Genomic DNA, 17,985 nt, shown 5'->3' with positions numbered 1-17,985 from the left:
GTCCGGCCGTTGCACGGCCCGCGGCCCCGAACGGGGCCAGGCGGCAAGGAAAACACCATTAGCAGCCGCCTGCAAACCCGGACCGCGAAGTGTTGCGGGATGTTCCGGGAGCGACTAGGGCCTTGACAGTCCTAGCCGGTCAGGACTCCTCGACGGCTCCGTAGTGCGAGGTCATGTAGTGGCGCAGCAGCGAGCGGCTCTCGTCGATGAAGCGCTGGTCGCCGTTGGGGTCGATGAGGAACGCGCGCGTGAGCAGCGCGTCCGCGACCTCGATGGTCACCTCGAGGCGGAAGGACAGCTGCGCGCCGCCCGGGAGGCCGTACTCGGACGCGAGGATCTCGGCGAAGCGGCGGGCGAAGAAGCCGGCCTCGAACGCCTCGCCCGCGACCTCGGGGGCGTGGATCGTGTCGACGAAGCGGATGGAGCGGAAGCCCGGCTCGTTGCGGTGCATCTCGCAGAAGGCGTCGATGGCGCAGTCGACCGCGCCCCACCAGTTGCCCGGGTGGGTGTCGCGGATCTCGGTGATGACGCGGCGGCGGAAGCGCTCGAGGGCTCGCTCGCGCAGCGCCTGGAGGACGGCGATGCGGTCCGGGAAGTAGCGGTAGACCGTGCCGATCGCGGCTCCCGCGCGCTCGGCGACCATCGCCGTGGTCAGGCGGTCGAAGCCGACCTCGTCGACGACGGCGGCCGCCGCGTCGAGCAGCGAGGCGAGACGGGCGGCGCTGCGCACCTGCACCGGCTCGTTGCGGACCTGGGACGATTCACCGAACGGTCGATCGACGAGGTTTCCAAGAGGCACGGCGGGCTCCTTCGGTCGTGGTTCCTACAATCGTACGCACGGCGACCGCCGGTCGGGGTCGTCTCATCGAAAGTCCCTCGTGTTTCGCGCCCCCGGAAGGGCGACGGCTCCGCGGGTCCGATCCACCCGGGAGAAACCATGTGCGGACGCTTCGTCCTCTCGCAGACCACCGCCGACCTGGTGGCGCTCTTCGACATCGACGAGCCGGGCGCCGACCTGCCGGAGCCGTCCTGGAACATCGCGCCGACCCAGCGGATCGCCGTCGTCGCGGAGTCGATGAAGGGGGTCGAGGAGGGCAGCCCGCCGCGGCGTCGGCTCGCCGGAGCCCGCTGGGGCCTGGTGCCCCGCTCCGCCGCCGACCCGTCCGCGGGGCCGCCGCTGTTCAACGCGCGGATCGAGTCCGTCGCCGAGAAGCCGTCGTTCCGCGAGTCCTACGCCTCCCGGCGCGCGATCGTGCCCGCCTCGGGCTGGTACGAGTGGCGGGTCGGCGCGGACGGGGCGAAGGCACCCGTCTACGTCTCGCCGGGCGAGGGCTCGCTCCTCCTGTTCGCCGGTCTCTACGAGTGGTGGCGCTCGGCCCAGCCGGGCTCTCCGTGGCTGCTCTCGGCGACGGTCCTCACCCGCCCCTCCGCCGGGCCGCTCGCCGAGGTGCACGAGCGGATGCCCGTGCTGCTGCAGCCGGAGCTGATCGAGGACTGGCTGGACCCGGCGTCCCCCGGGGACGGCGAGCTGCTGCGCGCGGCCGCCGAGGGCGCGGCCGAGCTGTCCGAGGAGCTCGAGGTGCACGGCGTCGGTGCAGCCGTGGGCTCCGTCTCGGCGAACGGCCCCGAGCTGATCGAGCCCACCGGAGCCTGACGATCGCGTGAGAGCGCGATCCGCGGTCCGGCATCCGGTCTGACAGACTGGGCGGATGCCGCTGACGCCCGAGAGCAAGCCCCTGAGCGCAGGCAAGGCGGAGGTCATGCACCGCGCCGCCCGCCTCGAGGACCGACTCCACTCCTTCCGGATGAGGCGCGTGAAGCGCAAGGGCTACGTCCCGAGGGTCATCCCCTACACCGGCTACGGCTCGACGACGCAGCTGCGCGTCCTGGCCCGCGTCCTCTACACGCGGCCGACCCCTCCCGGGGTCGAGGAGGTCCGCCCCGTCGAGGGCGTGCGCGGCTGGCGGAGCTTCACCAGCGTCTTCGTGAGCGGGGCCGTCGTGACCGTCGAAGCAGACGGGCAGACCCACCAAGTGACGGCCGACCGCGGCGGAGTCGTCGACGCGGACCTCCCGATCACGCTCGAGCCCGGCTGGCACACCATCACCTTCTCGACCGCGGGCTCGAAGCCCGTCGAGGCGCCCGTCTTCATCGTGCGTCCGGAGTCGCGGCTCGGAGTCGTGTCGGACGTGGACGACACGGTGATGGTCACCGCGCTCCCCCGCCCCTTTGTCGCCGCCTGGAACACCTTCGTGCTCGACGAGCACGCCCGGATGCCCACGCCCGGCATGGCGGTCTTCCTCGACCGCTTCGCCCGGCAGTACGAGGGCTCCCCGGTCATCTACCTCTCCACCGGCGCGTGGAACGTCGCCCCGGCGCTCACCCGCTTCCTGTCGCGGCACCTGTACCCGGCCGGAGCGCTCCTCCTTACCGACTGGGGCCCGACGCACGACCGCTGGTTCCGCAGCGGCAAGCAGCACAAGGAGATGAACCTCCGCCGACTCGCGGCCGAGTTCCCGGACGTGCGCTGGCTGCTGGTCGGCGACGACGGGCAGCACGACGAGGAGATCTACTCCGACTTCGCGGACGAGCACCCCGACAAGGTCGCGGCGATCGCGATCCGCCAGCTCTCCACCGGCGAGGCGGTGCTCGCGGGAGGCCGCTCCAAGGCCGAGGACCGCTCCCTGACCAGCGGCACGACCTGGGTCTTCGCGCCCGACGGCGCGGGCATCTCCGAGCAGCTGACGGAGCTCGGCATCCTCTGATCCCGGACCGGCTCCGGGAACGACGGAGCCGTCCGCTCCCCGGGGGGAGGGACGGCTCCGGTCGATCGGCTCGGACTACGCCTGGTGGGCGGCCTGCAGGTCGAGGGTGATGGTGACCTTCTCGCCGATGAGCACGCCACCGGTCTCGAGGGCCGCGTTGTAGGTCAGACCGAAGTCGGTGCGGTCGATGGTGGCCTTGGCGGTGAGGCCGGCCTTGTAGTTGCCGTAGGGGTCGGTGCCGAAGCCGCCGAACTCCACCTCGAAGGTGACGGGCTTGGTGGTGCCCTTGATGGTGAGCTCGCCGTCGACGAGGAAGTCGTCGCCGTTCGGGCGGACGGCGGTCGAGACGAAGTGGATCTCCGGGTACTTCTCGGCCTCGAAGAAGTCGCCGGTGCGGAGGTGGCCGTCGCGGTTGGGCTCGTTGGTGTTGACGGAGGCGACCTCGGCGGTGGCCTCGACCTTGGAGTCGAGCGGGTTCTCGCCGGTGGTGAACGTGGCGGTGAAGCGCTCGAACTTGCCCTTGACCTTGCTGATCATCAGGTGGCGGACGCTGAACGCGACCTCGCTGTGGGTGGGGTCGATGACCCAGGTGCCGGCCTTGTAGCCGGGGATGGTGACGGTGTCGGTCATGGTTTCTCCTCGAGTGTGACGGTCGTCGCGGGGAGAGCGTCCCCGTCCGATGTATGCAAGCGCATCGACGTCGATCAGTATTCCATGTAGCGACAACTATTTCATCCACGTTCCGTCGAAGGATCGGCGGACACCGCGTGAACACGGAGCGCCGCACCCCGGACGGGGGTCGGAGACGCTCCCCGAGCAGTCGTCAGCGGTCGGCGGGAGCCGGGTTGCGGATGCCGAGGAGGGAGACGACGCCCCCGGCCACCAGGAGGGCGGAGGTCGCGACGGCGGCACGGGAGAAGCCCTCGACGTCGAGCGAGTCGCCGACCACGAGCGAGGTCGCGGCGATGGCGACCAGCCCCGCGATGCGCGAGACGGCGTTGTTCACAGCGGAGCCGACTCCGCTGTGCCCGTCCTCCACCGCGCCGAGGATCGTCGAGGTCAGCGGAGCGACCGTCACCGCGAGGCCGAAGCCGAACAGGAGGATGCCCGGCAGCAGCTGCGTGGCGTAGTCGGCGCCCTCGTCGACGAAGGAGAGCAGGAGGAACCCGGCCGCGGCGATCAGCGGTCCGACGCCCATGAAGAGCCGCGGACCGAACCGCGCCGACAGCGACCCGGAGACCTGCGAGAGCAGGAGCAGCAGGATCGTCGGCGGGAGCGTCGCGAGCCCGGCCAGGGTCGCCGAGAAGCCCAGGGTCTGCTGCAGGAACAGGCCCAGCGCGAAGAAGCCGAAGGAGAGCGCTCCGTAGACGAACGCCGTCGAGACGTTGCCGACGGTGAAGTTCCGCGACGCGAAGAGCGACAGCGGCAGCATCGGATGCGCCGCTCGCCGCTCCCACACGACGAACGCGACGAGGGCGGCGACTCCCCCGATCAGGGCGGTCAGCACGAGCGGATGCTGGATCCCGAGTCGCTCCTGCTCGATCAGCGCGAACACCGGCCCTCCCAGGCCGATCACCCCGAGCACCGCGCCGACGCCGTCGATCGGCACCCGGGTCCCCGAGTCGACCGCGCCGAGCCTGCGCAGCAGGACCAGCGTCACCGCGATCGGCAGCAGGTTGAGCGCGAAGACGTACCGCCACGAGCCCGCGTCCACCAGCAGGCCGCCGAGCACGGGCCCGGCGATCGTCGCCGTGCCGGTCCAGGCCGTCCACGCACCGATGGTCCGAGCCTGCGCGGCGCCGTGGACGGTCGCGATGATGAGGGCGAGCGAGCTGGGCACGAGGATCGCGCCGGCGGCACCCTGGAGCATCCGCGCCACGATGAGGACCTCGGCGGTGGGGGCCAGCGCGCACAGCAGCGAGGTGACGCCGAAGCCGATCAGGCCGATGGTCATGCTGCGGGCCCGGCCGATGCGGTCGGCGAGCGAGCCGGCCACGAGGATCAGCGCGCCGAGCGTGATCAGGTACCCGTCGACCACCCACTGCTGCACCGCGAGCCCGCCGCCGAGCTCGCGGGTGATGGCGGGCAGGGCGACGTTGACGACGGTGCCGTCGAGGAAGGCGACGAAGGAGGCGAGGACGGCCACCACGAGCACCGCGCGGCGGCGCGTCTCGGCGGGGTCGGCGGAGGCGGTCATGCTCGGGCTCTGGTCACCCGCTCACCGTACCGGCGGCCGCCGCTCCCGGAGCCGGGAGGGCGGGCATCAGGGCCCCCGAGCGCGGCCGCACGACGGATCCAGACTCGTCGCCTACTCTCGTAGCCATGTCTGCGCAAGGAACCGCCCGCGGCGGCGTGCTCGCCCGGGTCCTCGGGATCGTCGGAGCCAGCCTCGCCGGGGGCCTGCTGATCACGGTCGGGGTCACTCCCGCCCTCGCCGTCACCGGTCTCGCCGAGAACAACCCGATCGGGCTGTTCGAGACGGTGCCCGAGTACCTCGAGCTCGGCCAGCTGGCCCAGAAGACCGAGATCTACGCCAAGCGCACCGACGGCTCGGACGAGCTGCTCGCCTCCTTCTACGCGCAGAACCGCGAGGAGGTGGCCTTCGACCAGGTCAGCCAGTCCGTGAAGGACGCGGCGGTCTCGACCGAGGACCCGCGCTTCTACGACCACGGCGGCGTCGACCTGCAGGGCACGATCCGCGCGGTGCTCAGCAACATCGTCGGCGGGGACCTCCAGGGCGGATCCTCCATCACTCAGCAGTACGTCAAGAACGTCCTCGTGCAGAAGGCGGAGTCGCTGAGCGCGACCGACGAGGCGGCCTCCGAGGCCGCCTACGAGGAGGCGACCGCGACCACTCCGAGCCGCAAGCTCAAGGAGATGAAGCTCGCCGTCGACCTCGAGAAGAAGTACAGCAAGGACGACATCCTCCTCGGCTACCTCAACATCGCGGGCTTCGGCGGCCAGGTCTACGGCATCCAGGCGGCGGCCGAGTACTACTTCTCGACCACCGCGGCCGACCTGAGCCTGGCGCAGGCCGCGAGCCTGATCGCCACGGTCAACAACCCCAACGGCCTCAGGATCGACCAGCCCGAGAACATCCCGGACAACAAGATCCGCCGCGACTACGTCCTCGACCAGATGCTGCAGGAGGGGAAGATCTCGCAGGCCGACCACGACGCCGCCGTCGCCGAGGAGGTCGTCCCCGCGATCACTCAGACGCCCACGGGCTGCCAGACCGCCGGCAACGCGGCCTTCTTCTGCGACTACATCACCCGCGTCGTCCAGAACGACCCGGCGTTCGGCGACGACGCGGACACCCGCCTCGCGAACTTCCAGCGCGGCGGCTACAAGATCTACACGACGCTCGACCGCGACCTGCAGGACACCGCGGCCAACGCGACGAACAACGCCGTCCCCAAGGTCCCCACCCTCGACACCAACATCGGCAGCGCGACCGTCTCGATGGAGGTCGGCACCGGCCGGATCCTGGCGATGGTGCAGAACAAGGACTACGACGCGGCCGGCGCCGTGAACGGCGCGAACTTCTCCGCCGTCAACTTCAATACCGACACGGCCTACGGCGGCTCCGCCGGGTTCCAGGTCGGATCGACCTACAAGGTGTTCACGCTCGCGCAGTGGCTCGCGAGCGGACGCACCCTGAACGAGACGATCAACGGCCGCGAGCGCACCTTCTCGGGCTTCCCCGCCAGCTGCGCGCCGGGCGGCGAGCTCGACACCTCCTACGAGGTCAACAACGACGACAGCGAGAACGGCAGCTACAGCGTGCTGACCGGCACGATGCAGTCGATCAACACCGTCTACGTCTCGATGGCGCAGCAGCTCGACCTCTGCGCGATCCGCGACCGCGCGGTCGGCTTCGGCGTGAAGGCGGCCGACGGCGGCGAGGTCGACTACAAGCCGTCCGCCGTCCTCGGCTCGGACACGCTCATCTCCCCCCTCTCGATGGTCACCGCCTTCGCCGGCTTCGCCAACAACGGCACCGCCTGCTCCGCGATCGCCATCGACGCGATCACCGACGCGACCGGCGCCGCCGTCCAGCCGCCGACCTCCACCTGCAACCAGGCCCTCAGCCCCGAGCTGACGGCGGTCGCGAACTACGCCCTGCAGCGCGTCGTCACCGGCGGCACGGCCGCCCAGTCCGACCCGGACGACGGCATCGAGCACATCGGCAAGACGGGCACCACCGACAACGCGGAGTCGACCTGGATGGACGGCGCGAGCTCGCGCGTCGCGACCGTGGTCTGGGTGGGCAACATCGACGGCCACACCTCGATGCGCGAGGTCCGCTTCCCGAACTCGGAGCTCGAGAGCCGCCCGTACGCCTCCAACATCCGCCACTACATCTGGAACTCGGTGATGACCCGCGCCGACCAGAAGTACGGCGGAGACGACTTCGAGGAGCCCAGCAGCGCCCTGCTGAACGGCCGCCAGATCGCCGTGCCGACCGTCTCCGGCCGCTCGGTCGACGACGCCACGGAGGCGCTGGAGGACCTCGGCTTCGACGTCGAGGAGGGGGCGACCATCGACTCGTCGCTCCCGGCCGGCGTGGTGGCGGGCACCGACCCGGCCGCGGGCACGACCGTCGCGCGCTACTCCGACATCGCCCTGCTGATCAGCAACGGCTCGCAGGTCCCGGCTCCCGCCACCCAGGCACCGGCTCCGGCTCCGACCGGCACGGGAGTCCCCGCGACCGAGGCTCCCCCGGCGACGCCCACGGCGACCCCGACAGCGACAGCCACGGCGACTCCGACGGCGGAGGTCGAGGAGTGAGCTTCGACGCGGACTTCCTCGGCGTCCCCGCGGGTGCGCCGCGCCTGAGGGTCGAGCGCCCGGTGCGGCTCCTGCCGTACACGCACTTCGAGGTGCTGCTGGATCCGGAGCGGCGCCTGGCCGTCTCGACGGCCGTGAACATCGACGGCGCGCGCCTGGTCGAGCTCGGCCGCGGCGACGACTGGCACCTCGACGACCGCATCCCCGCCTCCGAGCAGACCGGGCCGGAGGTGTACGCCCGCAACGACCTCGACCGGGGCCACCTCGTCCGCCGCCGCGACCCCGTCTGGGGCGACCGGGACGAGGCCGCCGCGGCCAACCGCGACAGCTTCTGCTACACGAACGCCGCGCCCCAGGCGAGCGGCTTCAACCAGTCGCAGGAGCTGTGGCTCGGGCTCGAGACCCTGGTGCTCGAGTACGCGCAGACCTGGCGCACGCGCCTGAGCGTCTTCACCGGGCCCGTGCTCGCGGACGACGACCCGGTCTACCGCGGTACGGGCATCCCCCGCCGCTTCTGGAAGATCGCGGCGTGGAGCCCGGACGGATCGACGCTCGCGACGAGCGCGTACCTGCTCGACCAGAGCGAGCTCGTGGAGCGCGTGCGCGAGGGCCTGGTGCCGCTCGGCGGCTTCAGGACGTTCCAGCTGCCGGTCGCCGCGATCGGCGAGCTGACAGGTCTCGACGTGGACCTCCTCGCCGGGGCCGACGTGCTCGGCTCGGCAGGACTCCGGCCGGAGCCGTGGCGCGAGATCGTCGAGCCGTCCGACGTGGCGAGCGGCCTCCTCCCCCGCTGAGGCTCCGCCGGGGGCAGGATGGGCGGATGAGCACCCCCGTCCTGGTCGAGATCACCTCCGGCGCCGTCGTCCTCCGCGACCCGGAGGGTCCGCTCGTCCGCGTCGACGAGGCGGGCTACCTCCGCGGCGACGGGGTCTTCGAGACCGTCGCGGTCCTCGACGGACGTCCCCGCGCGCTCGGCGAGCACCTCGAGAGGCTGGCCGGATCGGCCCGGGCCGTCGGGCTGACGATCCCGGAGGCGCCCCTCTGGTCCCGAGCGGTCGACCTCGCCGTGGCGGAGCACGATCGGGTCGACGACCTGACGGTCCGCTTCATCGCCGCCCACGGCTCGGGCGACTCCGCCCGGTGCACCGTGCGCGCGGCTCCGACTCCCGACTCGAGCGCTCTCCGGGAGAAGGGCGCGGCCGTCGTCGTGCTGGACCGCGGGTACGCGAGCGGTCCGCTCGCGCCGTGGCTGCTCCCGGGCGTCAAGACCACGTCGGGCGCCGTCACCCGGGCGGCACTGCGCGAGGCGGCGTCCCGGTGCGCCGACGACGTGGTCTGGCGCACGAGCGACGGGCTGCTCCTCGAGGGGGCGACGTCGAGCCTGGTGCTCCTCGGCGACGGGGTGCTCGCGACGCCGCTCTCGGGCAGCGTGCTCGCCGGCACGACGGTCGAGCGGGTCCTCGCGCTGGGCGAGCGCCGCGGGCTCGCGTCGTCGCGCCGCGAGCTTCCGGTCTCGGCGCTCACCGGTGCCGATGCGGCGTGGCTGGTGTCGAGCACCCGGCGGGCGATCCCCGTCCGCTCGGTCGACGGCGCACCGCTCGCGATCGACGCGGGCCTGACGGCGGCGTTCGAGGCGGGGCTGCTCGCCGGCTGATCGCGTCCGCGGCTCGGACTCCCTGCGCGTCAGGCCGCTGCGGCCAGCGCTCGGGAGGTGTGCGGGCCGACGCCGGCCTCCTCCGCGTCTCCGAGATCGGCGAGCGTGTCGACGTCCAGCCTCAGCGTCGACGAGCCTGGCAGCACGACGACGGCGCAGCCCGCGTCGCGGTGCCGGGCCAGAGAGCCCGGGCCGAACGCCGGAGCGACGAGGGCTCCGGCCGCCAGCAGGAGCGCCGTGGTGCCGCTCCCCTCGCGGTCCGGGACGACGGCCGGGAGCGACCGCGTCGCGAGCGCCTCGGAGAGGTCCGACGGCAGCAGGGCGGGCAGGTCCCCGGTCAGCACGATAACCGGGGCGCCCGGCCGGCGGTGGAGGGCGGCCTCGGCTCCCCCGGACACGGCGGCGTCGAGGGTCCCCGGGTCGGGCACCACCACCAGCTGCGGGTGCTCCGCCCGTGCGCGGTCGGCCGCACCGGCGTCGGAGGTGACCAGGAGAAGGCTCGCCACCGGCTCCGCGGCGGCCACGGCGGCGAGCGTGTCCAGGAGGAACGCCTCGGCCAGCGCCGCGCGGCCCGGCACGTCGAGGCGCGTCTTCGAGCCGCCGCGGCCCTTGAACACGACGACCGCGCTCCAGCCGGTCACGCGCGCTCCTCGCGCGAGGCGGCTCCGGCCGCGAAGCCCTCGGCGAAGGCCTCGTCGGCGCCGAGGCGGAACATGTCGTCGGGGCCCGTGCGGGTCAGCGTGCGGGCGCCCGGGCTCTCGACTCCCGTCACCAGGCGGGCGAGCCCGCGGACGACGGCGACGGGGCGACCGCTCGCCTTGCCCTTCACCAGGTCGCCGAGCGCGGCGATCTCGTCCGCCACGGCCGGCATGGTCACTCCGAGCGTGCGCCCCAGGGCATCGACCCCGCCGCGGAGGTCGTCGATCACGAGGACGCCCGCGGCTCCGATGGCCGCGTCGGTCTGTCCGACGCGCCAGGCGCGGCCCAGGGTGTCGCTGACGAGCACGCCCACCTCCACGCCGAGCCGCTCCCGGAGGCCCGCGCAGAGGGCCCGCGCCGAGGCGTCCGGGTCGACGGGGAGGAGGAGGACCGTCCCCTCCGCGACGTTGCTGGCATCGACTCCGGCCGCCGCCTGCACGATCCCGAGGCGGTTCTCCACGATGCGGGTGACGCCGGAGCCGTGCGCCCGGGTGGCGACGACGCGGACGGTCTCGGCCGTGATCGCGTCCTCGCGGTCGGCCGCGGCGACGACGCGCCCCTCCGCCTTCGAGACGATCTTGCTCGTGACCACGAGGATGTCGCCGTCCGCGGGCCGGTCCTCCTCGGCGGCGGCGGCGACGGCCGCGAGGATCAGCTCGAGCAGGTCGTCACCGGGAGTCACCTCCGGGATGCCGTCGAGGGCCCAGGCCTGCACGCGCGTCTCGCTCACCGGTCCATTCTCCCGGCTGCCGCGGGCGCACGGGTCCACGGCCCGGGATCGCCCGGGTGGACGATCGGCGGCGCCTCAGCCGGCGGCGAGGTACGCGGCGACCGCGGGCGGCACGTAGGGGGCGACGTCGCCGCCGAGGGAGGAGACCTGCCTCACCAGCGAGCTCGACACGTGGGCGTGCGCGGGATCGGGCAGGAGGAACACCGTCTCGACGTGCGCGAGGTTGCGGTTCACGATCGCCATGGGGGTCTCGTACGCCACGTCGACCTGCGAGCGGATGCCCTTCACCAGGATGCTCGCGCCGACGTCGGTGCAGTAGTCGACGAGCAGGCCCATGCTCCACGACGCGACGACGATCCGTCCCTCGACGCCCGCCTCCGCGATCGACTGCTCGATGAGCGAGACGCGCTGGGCGATCGGCAGCAGCGCGGTCTTGGCGGGGTTGTGCACCACTACGACGTGCAGCTCGTCGACCAGGCGCGCGGCCCGCTCGATCACGTCGAGATGACCGAGGGTCACGGGGTCGAAGGAGCCGGGGACGACGGCGATGCGGGCCATGCCGACAGAGTAGCGGGCGGGCACCGCCTAGCTCTTGGCGAGGAACTCCCGGTCGCGGTCCTGCACGCGGCGCGCGAGCGCGGCACGGAGCCGGTCGTGCGCGGCGAGCGACGGGTCCTCCGCGAGGAGCCGCTCGGCCAGCGCCCGCGCCTCCACGATCACGTCGGCGTCCTGCACCACCCGCAGCAGGCGGAGCGACGAGCGCCCGCCGGACTGCGAGTCGCCCAGCACGTCGCCCTCGCGGCGCAGCTCGAGGTCGACCTCGGCGAGCGCGAAGCCGTCGAGCGTCGCGGCGACCGCCTCCACCCGCTCGCGCGCGACCGTCCCCGCCTCCGCCGCCGTCACGAACAGGCACACCCCCGCGACGCCGCCGCGCCCGATGCGCCCGCGGAGCTGGTGCAGCTGCGAGACCCCGAACCGCTCCGCGTCGAGCACGACCATCATCGAGGCGTTCGGCACGTCCACGCCGACCTCGATGACCGTCGTCGACACCAGGACGTCGATCTCCCCCGCGGCGAAGGAGCGCATCACGGCGTCCTTCTCCTCCGTCGTCATCCGCCCGTGCAGCGCGGCCGACCGCCGCTTCCCGAGCAGCGGATGCGCGCGCGCACCCTCCAGCGTGGCCGCGACGGTCGTGAGCGGCGCGGCGGCGTCCTCCTCGGGCGGCTGCGCGCCCTCGGCGGGCTCCCCCGGCTCGATCGCCGGGCAGACGAGGTAGACCTGGTGGCCCGAGCGGATCTCCTCCTCGGCGCGCTCCCACGCCCGCGCGATCCACGCGGGGTGGTCGGCGAGCGGGACCACGTGGCTCGTGATGCCGGGGCGCCCGGCGGGCAGCTCGCGGATGGTCGAGGTGTCGAGATCGCCGAAGACCGTCATGGCGACGGTCCGCGGGATGGGCGTGGCCGTCAGCACCAGCACGTGCGGCGGGGTGGCGCCCTTCCGGCGCAGGGCGTCCCGCTGGTCCACGCCGAAGCGGTGCTGCTCGTCGATCACGACGAGGCCCAGGTCGTAGAAGGAGACCGCGTCGCCGAGGAGGGCGTGCGTGCCGACGACGATCTTCGCCGTGCCCGAGACGATCCGGAGGAGGGCCGCGCGGCGCTGCGCCGCCCCCAGCCCGCCGGTGAGGAGGGTCGGCACCAGCTCGGCCGCGAGCTCCGGGCCGAGGGTCCTCGCGATCGAGCGGAGGTGCTGCCCCGCGAGCACCTCGGTGGGAGCGAGCAGCGCCGCCTGCCCGCCGCTCTCGGCCGTGGCGAGCATCGCCCGGAGCGCGACGAGGGTCTTGCCGGAGCCGACCTCGCCCTGCACCAGCCGGGTCATCGGGCTCTCGGCAGCCAGATCGGCGGCGATCTCGTGCCCCACCGCGGTCTGGTCGCCGGTGAGGGCGAAGGGCAGCGCGGCGTCGAAGCGCTCGAGCAGCCCGCCGGGGCCGGGCACGCGGGCGGTCGCGGGGCTGCTGCGCGCCGAGGCCCGGCGCTCGAGCAGGGCGAGCTGCAGGAGGAACGCCTCGTGGAAGCGGAGCGTCTCGCGCGCCTGCGCCTCCTCGCCCTCCCGCTGCGGGCGGTGGATCAGCTCCAGCGCCTCGCCGAGGCCCAGCAGCGAGCGGCCGGCGCGCACCTGCTCGGGCATCGGGTCGGGCACGTCGCGCAGGCCGTCCAGCAGCACGCCGATCGCGGCCTGGAGCTGCCAGCTCGAGATCGCGCTGGTCGCCGGGTAGATCGGGATCGGCCGCTCGGCCCAGTCCTTCGCGAGCTCACCGCCTCCCGTCTCCGTCGCGGCGGCCTCCTCGTCGTCGAACAGGCGGTAGTCGGGATGCGTGAGCTGCGGGGTGTCGCGGAACATCGAGACCGTGCCCGCGAAGATCCCGCGCACGCCGCGGTGGAGCTTCGCCGCGCGCCAGGGCTGTCCGAAGAACGTCAGCGAGAGCGTGCCCGAGCCGTCCGAGATGACGACCTCGAGCAGGGTGCCGCGCCGGTTGCGCATCGGCCGCTCGCGCACCTCGCGCACCTCCGCCACGATCGTCACGCTCTCTCCCACGGGGAGACGCGAGAGCGCCGTCAGCTCGCCCCGCTTCGCGTAGCGGCGCGGGTAGTGGCCCAGGAGCTCGCCGACCGTGCGGTACCCGAAGGCCTTCTCGACCGCGGTCGCCGTGCGCGGCCCGATCAGCGGCGCGAGCGAGGCGTCGAGGGGGTCCGGGATCACCTAGCGATCATAGGTCGGACCTCGGACGCGCGAGCCGAGCGACCGGGTCCAGCGCCGAGCGCGGCACGACCGACGCGAGCACCCGACGACCGGCACCCGCGGAGCCGCGGAGCGCGGCGGCCACGGCGGTCGCGTCGTCCCACGCCTCCGACTCGCTCGCGGACGGCGAGTAGCGCCGGCGCTCGACGCGCTCCCGGAGCCCCTGCAGACGTGCCGCCGCTCCGGGGTCGAGGGCGGGAGCCATGCGGGCCTCCTGCGCGCGCGGAGACTCCGTGCCCTCCACGGGGACGCCCAGGTCGCGGGCGGTCGCCAGCAGCTCGGCCCACGCGGCCTCGACGGAGCCGGAGCGCGCGGACCGGCGCCGCAGCGCGCGCTGGACGGCGCGCATCAGCCAGGGGACGAGCACGAGCAGCAGGAGCAGCACCCAGAGCGTGGCCGCGGGAGCCGCCGTGGTGCTCGAGGCGCCGACGGCACCGGGGGTCGGCGTCGCCGACGCGGCCGTCGGAGTGGGTGTCGCGGCGGGAGCGCTGGTCGCACCGGGCGCGGTGGTCGCGGTCGAGCCCGGGGCGGTGGGGCCCGAGGACGCCGTCGCGCTCGGCAGGGTGTAGGAGGCCGGAGCGCCGCGGCTGGGCGTCGGCTCGAAGGGCAGCCAGCCGACTCCCTCGAAGTACAGCTCGGGCCAGGCGTGCAGGTCGGAGGAGAGGACGCGGTAGGTGGTCAGGTCGCTGCCGCCGGAGGGCACGACGGAGCCGGGCTGGTAGCCGATGGCGAGCCGCGACGGGATCCCGAGCTCGCGCGCCATCACCGCCATCGCCGAGGCGAAGTGGACGCAGTAGCCCTCCTTCGTCGTCAGGAACGCCGAGAGCACGCCGACTCCGTCGCCGTCGTAGCCCTCCTCCGCGGGGGTGTCCTCGGAGTAGCGGAACTCAGACGAGCGGAAGTACGTCTGCAGCGCGCGCGCCCGGTCGTAGGCGGTCGGAGCCTCCGCCGTGACCTCCTCGGCGGTGGTGCGGACGATCTCGGGCACGTCGTCGGGGAGCGAGAGGTACCGGTCGACGCCGGACGGCGCGGGCGCGGCGAGCAGCTGCTGCGGGTCGGGCTCGAGCCGCAGCGCCTGCACCTGGTAGTCGTCTCCGGAGCGGGTCGTCGCGTCGCCGCGGATCGAGCCGTCCTGCACGTCCTGGAGCCAGCCGTCGCCGACGCCCGTCAGCGACGAGACCGGATACGGCACGGGGAGCCACTGGCTCCGCAGCGTCTCCACCGAGACGTCGACCTCCTCCGCCTCGCGCGGCACGCTCTCGGAGAGCCCCTCGGGCGCGATCGGCGCCTCGATCGGAGCGGTCTGCTCCGTCTCGCTCGGCGCCCAGTCGTCACCGTCGAAGTCCGAGACGGTCAGCACGCGGAGGTAGACGGGCAGGTCGGAGTCGGTGGCGTAGCGCAGCACGGTCACGGGGTTCGGGCGGCGCAGGTCCGCGCCGAGAGCGACCACCGGGTCGATCGCGCCGTTGAAGAGGCTGCCGGAGACGCCCGAGGGGGCGGTGGTGCGCGCGTAGCCTGCCGCCGACCCGGCGACGACTCCCGCGCCCAGGACGACGACGGTCACGGCCGCGAAGGCGGGCAGCACGGCCGCGGCCGCGCTCGGGCCGCTCGGGCGGCGAGGGGCGGCCGTGGCGGCGAGCACGCCCGCGTAGGCGAGCGCAGTGACGACGAGGCTCGCCCAGGACACCTCGGAGGGGTCCACGATCGCCGGCACCGCGAGCAGCGCCGCAGGGAACAGACCGGCCAGGGCGGGGAGGCGGACGGAGAAGGCGAACAGGTCGGCCGCCCAGGCGAGCACGACCACCCCGCCGATCAGGAGGAACGAGATGCCGTCGTCGGCGATGGCCGGGAGCCCCTGCTGGGCGATGGACTGGAAGCCGCCCTGCGCGAGCGCCTCCGCCTGCGCGACGGCGCCGGGCGTGGGGATCACGAACAGCAGGGCCCGACCGGGCACGAACATCGCGGTCAGCACGCCGACCATCGTCAGCGTGCCGAGGATCGGCGGGACGACGGGGTGCACGCGCAGAGCCCGGGCGGCGGCCGGGACGCCGAGCACCACGGCGACCGCGCTCGCGAGGAGCACCAGCCAGTCGACGCCGACGAGGAGCCGCCCGATCCCGGCGGCGGCGGCCGTGATCGCGAGGAAGAGCAGACCGCTCAGAGGAGCCGACCCGGCGCGCGGATCGCTCTCGACGCGGCGGCTCACGCCACCACCCGCAGAGCGAGGGCCTGCGCCCACGCCTCCTCGACGGAGGCACTCGGGTCGACGGACACCGCGTACCAGCCGAGCGAGGCGAGAGCCGCCTCCTCCTCAGCGGTGCCGGCGACGACGAAGGCGATCGCGGGGCGCGACTGCGCGGCCAGGGAGCCGAGGGCGTCGAGGTCCGACTCGAGGAGTCGGGTGAGGACGGCGAAGACCGGTCGCACTCCCCCGGTGTCGCGCATGTCGGCCGAGATCCGGGTCACCGCGTCGACCGACTCGCGCGAGGGCGCCAGCTCGGCCAGGCGCAGCAGCACGTCGTGCGCCACCTCGCGCTCGTCCTCCGAGTGCTCCGGCTCGCCGTCCGCACCCGTCTCGACGAGGTGGGTCTCGAAGCCGCGGTCGAGCAGGTGCACGGCGAGGGAGGCCGTCATCGACACCGCCCACTCGAGCCGGTCGTCGCCGCGCCGCTCGAGCACGCGCTCGGCCCGGGTCTCGAGGAGGATCCACGCGTGCGGATCGGTGTTCTGCTCGTCCTGGCGGACCATGAGCTCACCGGAGCGGGCGCTCGCCCGCCAGTGCACCCGGCGCATGGCGTCCCCCGGGCGGTAGTCGCGCGGGATCACGTCGTCCGTGCCGGCGCCGGCCGTCGCGTGCGCGACCGGGCTCGATCCGCCTGCTCCGTGCGCGTCCAGGACGTCGCTCTGGAGCGGCACGACCCGCGGAGTCACGACGAACGGCTGCGCAGCCCCCACGACGCTCTCGCGGAGCGCGAGCCCGAGGCCGTCGCCGCGCACCAGGCGCAGCGGGCCGATGCGGTGGATCCCGCGCCGCTCGGCGGGCAGACGGTAGCGGGCGCGCACGCGGCCGCCCGACGGGACGCCCGGCAGCCCGAAGACGCCCTCGGCGACCGGCCGGCCGACGACGACCCCGCGCTCCACGCGCTCGAGCCGGTCGTGGGCGCGCGCCCCGCTGCGGACGGCGCGGCCGCGGTTCTCGAGCAGCACGTCGACCTCCACCACGTCGCCGGCCGCGACGGTCTGGGGAGCGAAGCGGCGCTGCACTCGGAACGACGCCGGCGCCAGGAGCAGGGAGACGAGCGCGCCCAGGGGCAGGCCCAGCAGCACCAGGCCGACGAACAGCAGCTCGCGGAACTCTGTCAGCGGCGCGATCACCACTCCCGCGACGCCCAGCAGAACGAGCGCCCAGCCGCGCAGCGTCAGCGCGACCCCGCGGAGCGCGGGCAGACCGCCGAGACGGGACGACGGCGTCTCGGCGGCGCGGGCCTCAGTCGCCACGGTTGCCGAAGGGGACGGGGGTGGCCGCGACGATGCGCTGCACGATCTCGGTGACCGAGTGCGAGGATCCGGCGCCGGAGCGGCCGGGGAGGCGCGTGGCGGGCAGGAGGCGGTGGCCGAGCACGGGGACGGCGAGCGCGTCGACGTCGTCCGGCACCACGAAGTCGCGGTCGCTGAGGGCGGCGAGAGCCTTCGCGGCGGCGATCAGCTGGAGCGTGGCGCGCGGGCTCCCCCCGAGCCGCAGCTCGGGGTCGACCCGCGTGGCCTGCATGATCGCCACCACGTACTCCTGCACGGGTGGTGCGACGTACACGGAGCGCACGTAGGCCATCATCCGCTCGAGCTCGGCGAGGCCCACGACGGGCCGCAGCTCCTCGAGCGGGCTGGCCGAGTCGCGGGTGCGGATCATCTCGAGCTCGGCGCGCTCATCGGGGTAGCCGAGCGAGAGGCGGGCCATGAAGCGGTCGCGCTGGGCCTCGGGCAGCGAGTAGGTGCCCTCCATCTCGACCGGGTTCTGCGTCGCGATCACGGCGAAGGGGCGCGGGAGGAGGTGGGTGGTGCCGTCGACCGAGACCTGGCGCTCCTCCATGCACTCCAGCAGCGCCGACTGCGTCTTGGGCGAGGCCCGGTTGATCTCGTCGCCGATCAGGATGTTCGCGAAGACCGGGCCCGGCTTGAACTCGAAGTCGCGGGTCGCCTGGTTGTAGACCGAGACCCCCGTGACGTCGGAGGGGAGCAGGTCGGGCGTGAACTGGATGCGCGCGACGCTGCCGCCGACCGAGGCCGCCAGCGACTTCGCCAGGACCGTCTTGCCGGTGCCGGGGACGTCCTCCATCAGGAGGTGCCCACCGGCGAGGAACACCGTCAGCGCCATCGAGACCTCGGCCGACTTGCCGTCGATCACGCGGGTGAGGTTCCCGAGGACGGCGCCGCAGTGCGCCGTGAACTCCTCGCGGGTCAGGGGCGTCTCGGGAGCCGCTCGGCGGCCGACAGCGGAGCGGGTGTCTTCGAGCGACGTCATAGCTAGGGATTGTCGCAGTCCTGACGGGAAA

Annotated in this window: 15 protein-coding genes; 5 read left to right on the top strand and 10 right to left on the bottom strand. The window is 73.6% G+C overall.

The window, feature by feature from the left end; translation table 11 throughout:
- Window positions 1–139: 139 nt before the first annotated feature.
- Complete coding sequence (locus C5C46_RS03335) at window positions 140–799, bottom strand: TetR/AcrR family transcriptional regulator (protein ID WP_104223107.1); 660 nt, start codon at window positions 797–799, stop codon at window positions 140–142.
- 138 nt (window positions 800–937) lie between these two features.
- On the opposite strand from C5C46_RS03335, the gene C5C46_RS03330 reads away from it, so the two are divergent.
- Complete coding sequence (locus C5C46_RS03330) at window positions 938–1,654, top strand: SOS response-associated peptidase (protein WP_104225630.1); 717 nt, start codon at window positions 938–940, stop codon at window positions 1,652–1,654.
- Window positions 1,655–1,709: 55 nt separating this feature from the next.
- Window positions 1,710–2,765, top strand: coding sequence for an App1 family protein (locus C5C46_RS03325; RefSeq protein ID WP_258059297.1), 1,056 nt, complete (start codon window positions 1,710–1,712; stop codon window positions 2,763–2,765).
- Between the two features lie 75 nt (window positions 2,766–2,840).
- Here the strand turns inward: C5C46_RS03325 and C5C46_RS03320 are convergent, their stop codons facing one another.
- Together C5C46_RS03320 and C5C46_RS03315 are read right to left on the bottom strand one after the other, a co-directional pair.
- A complete protein-coding gene (locus C5C46_RS03320) occupies window positions 2,841–3,395 on the bottom strand; it encodes a YceI family protein (RefSeq protein ID WP_104223105.1) in 555 nt (184 codons plus the stop codon).
- Between the two features lie 193 nt (window positions 3,396–3,588).
- Window positions 3,589–4,962, bottom strand: coding sequence for a DHA2 family efflux MFS transporter permease subunit (locus C5C46_RS03315; RefSeq protein ID WP_104225629.1), 1,374 nt, complete (start codon window positions 4,960–4,962; stop codon window positions 3,589–3,591).
- Window positions 4,963–5,087: 125 nt separating this feature from the next.
- Here C5C46_RS03315 and C5C46_RS03310 point away from each other — a divergent pair, with 125 nt between their 5' ends.
- From C5C46_RS03310 to C5C46_RS03300, 3 genes are read left to right on the top strand one after another with little or no spacing between them, the layout of a single operon-like run.
- Window positions 5,088–7,556, top strand: coding sequence for a transglycosylase domain-containing protein (locus tag C5C46_RS03310; protein ID WP_104225628.1), 2,469 nt, complete (start codon window positions 5,088–5,090; stop codon window positions 7,554–7,556).
- Window positions 7,553–8,350 carry a DNA/RNA non-specific endonuclease gene (locus C5C46_RS03305; protein WP_244230625.1) on the top strand — a complete coding sequence of 266 codons (798 nt, stop codon included), beginning with the start codon at window positions 7,553–7,555 and terminating at the stop codon, window positions 8,348–8,350. Before C5C46_RS03310 ends, C5C46_RS03305 begins: the two co-directional genes overlap by 4 nt.
- A 26-nt stretch (window positions 8,351–8,376) precedes the next feature.
- Window positions 8,377–9,210 (top strand): aminotransferase class IV, encoded by an 834-nt coding sequence (locus tag C5C46_RS03300; RefSeq protein WP_104225627.1) that lies wholly within the window; start codon window positions 8,377–8,379, stop codon window positions 9,208–9,210.
- Window positions 9,211–9,239: 29 nt separating this feature from the next.
- Here C5C46_RS03300 and cofC read toward each other — a convergent pair whose 3' ends face one another.
- The 7 genes from cofC to C5C46_RS03265 form a co-directional block, all read right to left on the bottom strand.
- Window positions 9,240–9,851 (bottom strand): 2-phospho-L-lactate guanylyltransferase, encoded by a 612-nt coding sequence (gene cofC / locus C5C46_RS03295; RefSeq protein WP_104225626.1) that lies wholly within the window; start codon window positions 9,849–9,851, stop codon window positions 9,240–9,242.
- Window positions 9,848–10,639: a coenzyme F420-0:L-glutamate ligase gene (locus C5C46_RS03290; protein WP_258059296.1), complete on the bottom strand. Its 792-nt coding sequence runs from the start codon at window positions 10,637–10,639 to the stop codon at window positions 9,848–9,850. The genes cofC and C5C46_RS03290 overlap by 4 nt, the downstream gene beginning before the upstream one ends.
- Before the next feature lie 75 nt (window positions 10,640–10,714).
- A complete protein-coding gene (gene coaD, locus C5C46_RS03285) occupies window positions 10,715–11,197 on the bottom strand; it encodes a pantetheine-phosphate adenylyltransferase (RefSeq protein WP_104223138.1) in 483 nt (160 codons plus the stop codon).
- Window positions 11,198–11,224: 27 nt separating this feature from the next.
- On the bottom strand, window positions 11,225–13,396 hold the full coding sequence (locus tag C5C46_RS03280) for an ATP-dependent DNA helicase RecG (RefSeq protein ID WP_374953787.1): 2,172 nt from the start codon (window positions 13,394–13,396) through the stop codon (window positions 11,225–11,227).
- 7 nt (window positions 13,397–13,403) lie between these two features.
- Window positions 13,404–15,641, bottom strand: a complete 2,238-nt coding sequence (locus tag C5C46_RS03275; protein WP_104225625.1) for a DUF3488 and transglutaminase-like domain-containing protein — start codon at window positions 15,639–15,641, stop codon at window positions 13,404–13,406.
- Entirely contained in the window at window positions 15,638–16,933 is a 1,296-nt protein-coding gene (locus tag C5C46_RS03270; protein WP_104223099.1) for a DUF58 domain-containing protein, read from the bottom strand. Before C5C46_RS03270 ends, C5C46_RS03275 begins: the two co-directional genes overlap by 4 nt.
- On the bottom strand, window positions 16,923–17,954 hold the full coding sequence (locus tag C5C46_RS03265; RefSeq protein ID WP_104225624.1) for a MoxR family ATPase: 1,032 nt from the start codon (window positions 17,952–17,954) through the stop codon (window positions 16,923–16,925). The genes C5C46_RS03270 and C5C46_RS03265 overlap by 11 nt, the downstream gene beginning before the upstream one ends.
- Window positions 17,955–17,985: the final 31 nt, after the last annotated feature.

Source organism: Rathayibacter sp. AY1E6 (assembly GCF_002931115.1).
In the GTDB taxonomy this organism is placed as follows: domain Bacteria; phylum Actinomycetota; class Actinomycetes; order Actinomycetales; family Microbacteriaceae; genus Rathayibacter.
Note: the sequence above shows the minus strand (reverse complement) of the source record. Positions and strands in the feature narration are given on the sequence as shown.

Excerpts from the sequence above, each read along its gene's own strand:
- C5C46_RS03330 (WP_104225630.1), top strand. The coding sequence starts at position 938 with ATGTGCGGACGCTTCGTCCTCTCGCAGACCACCGCCGACCTGGTGGCG.
- C5C46_RS03325 (WP_258059297.1), top strand. The coding sequence starts at position 1,710 with ATGCCGCTGACGCCCGAGAGCAAGCCCCTGAGCGCAGGCAAGGCGGAG.
- C5C46_RS03320 (WP_104223105.1), bottom strand. The coding sequence starts at position 3,395 with ATGACCGACACCGTCACCATCCCCGGCTACAAGGCCGGCACCTGGGTC.
- C5C46_RS03315 (WP_104225629.1), bottom strand. The coding sequence starts at position 4,962 with ATGACCGCCTCCGCCGACCCCGCCGAGACGCGCCGCCGCGCGGTGCTC.
- C5C46_RS03310 (WP_104225628.1), top strand. The coding sequence starts at position 5,088 with ATGTCTGCGCAAGGAACCGCCCGCGGCGGCGTGCTCGCCCGGGTCCTC.
- C5C46_RS03300 (WP_104225627.1), top strand. The coding sequence starts at position 8,377 with ATGAGCACCCCCGTCCTGGTCGAGATCACCTCCGGCGCCGTCGTCCTC.
- coaD (WP_104223138.1), bottom strand. The coding sequence starts at position 11,197 with ATGGCCCGCATCGCCGTCGTCCCCGGCTCCTTCGACCCCGTGACCCTC.
- C5C46_RS03265 (WP_104225624.1), bottom strand. The coding sequence starts at position 17,954 with ATGACGTCGCTCGAAGACACCCGCTCCGCTGTCGGCCGCCGAGCGGCT.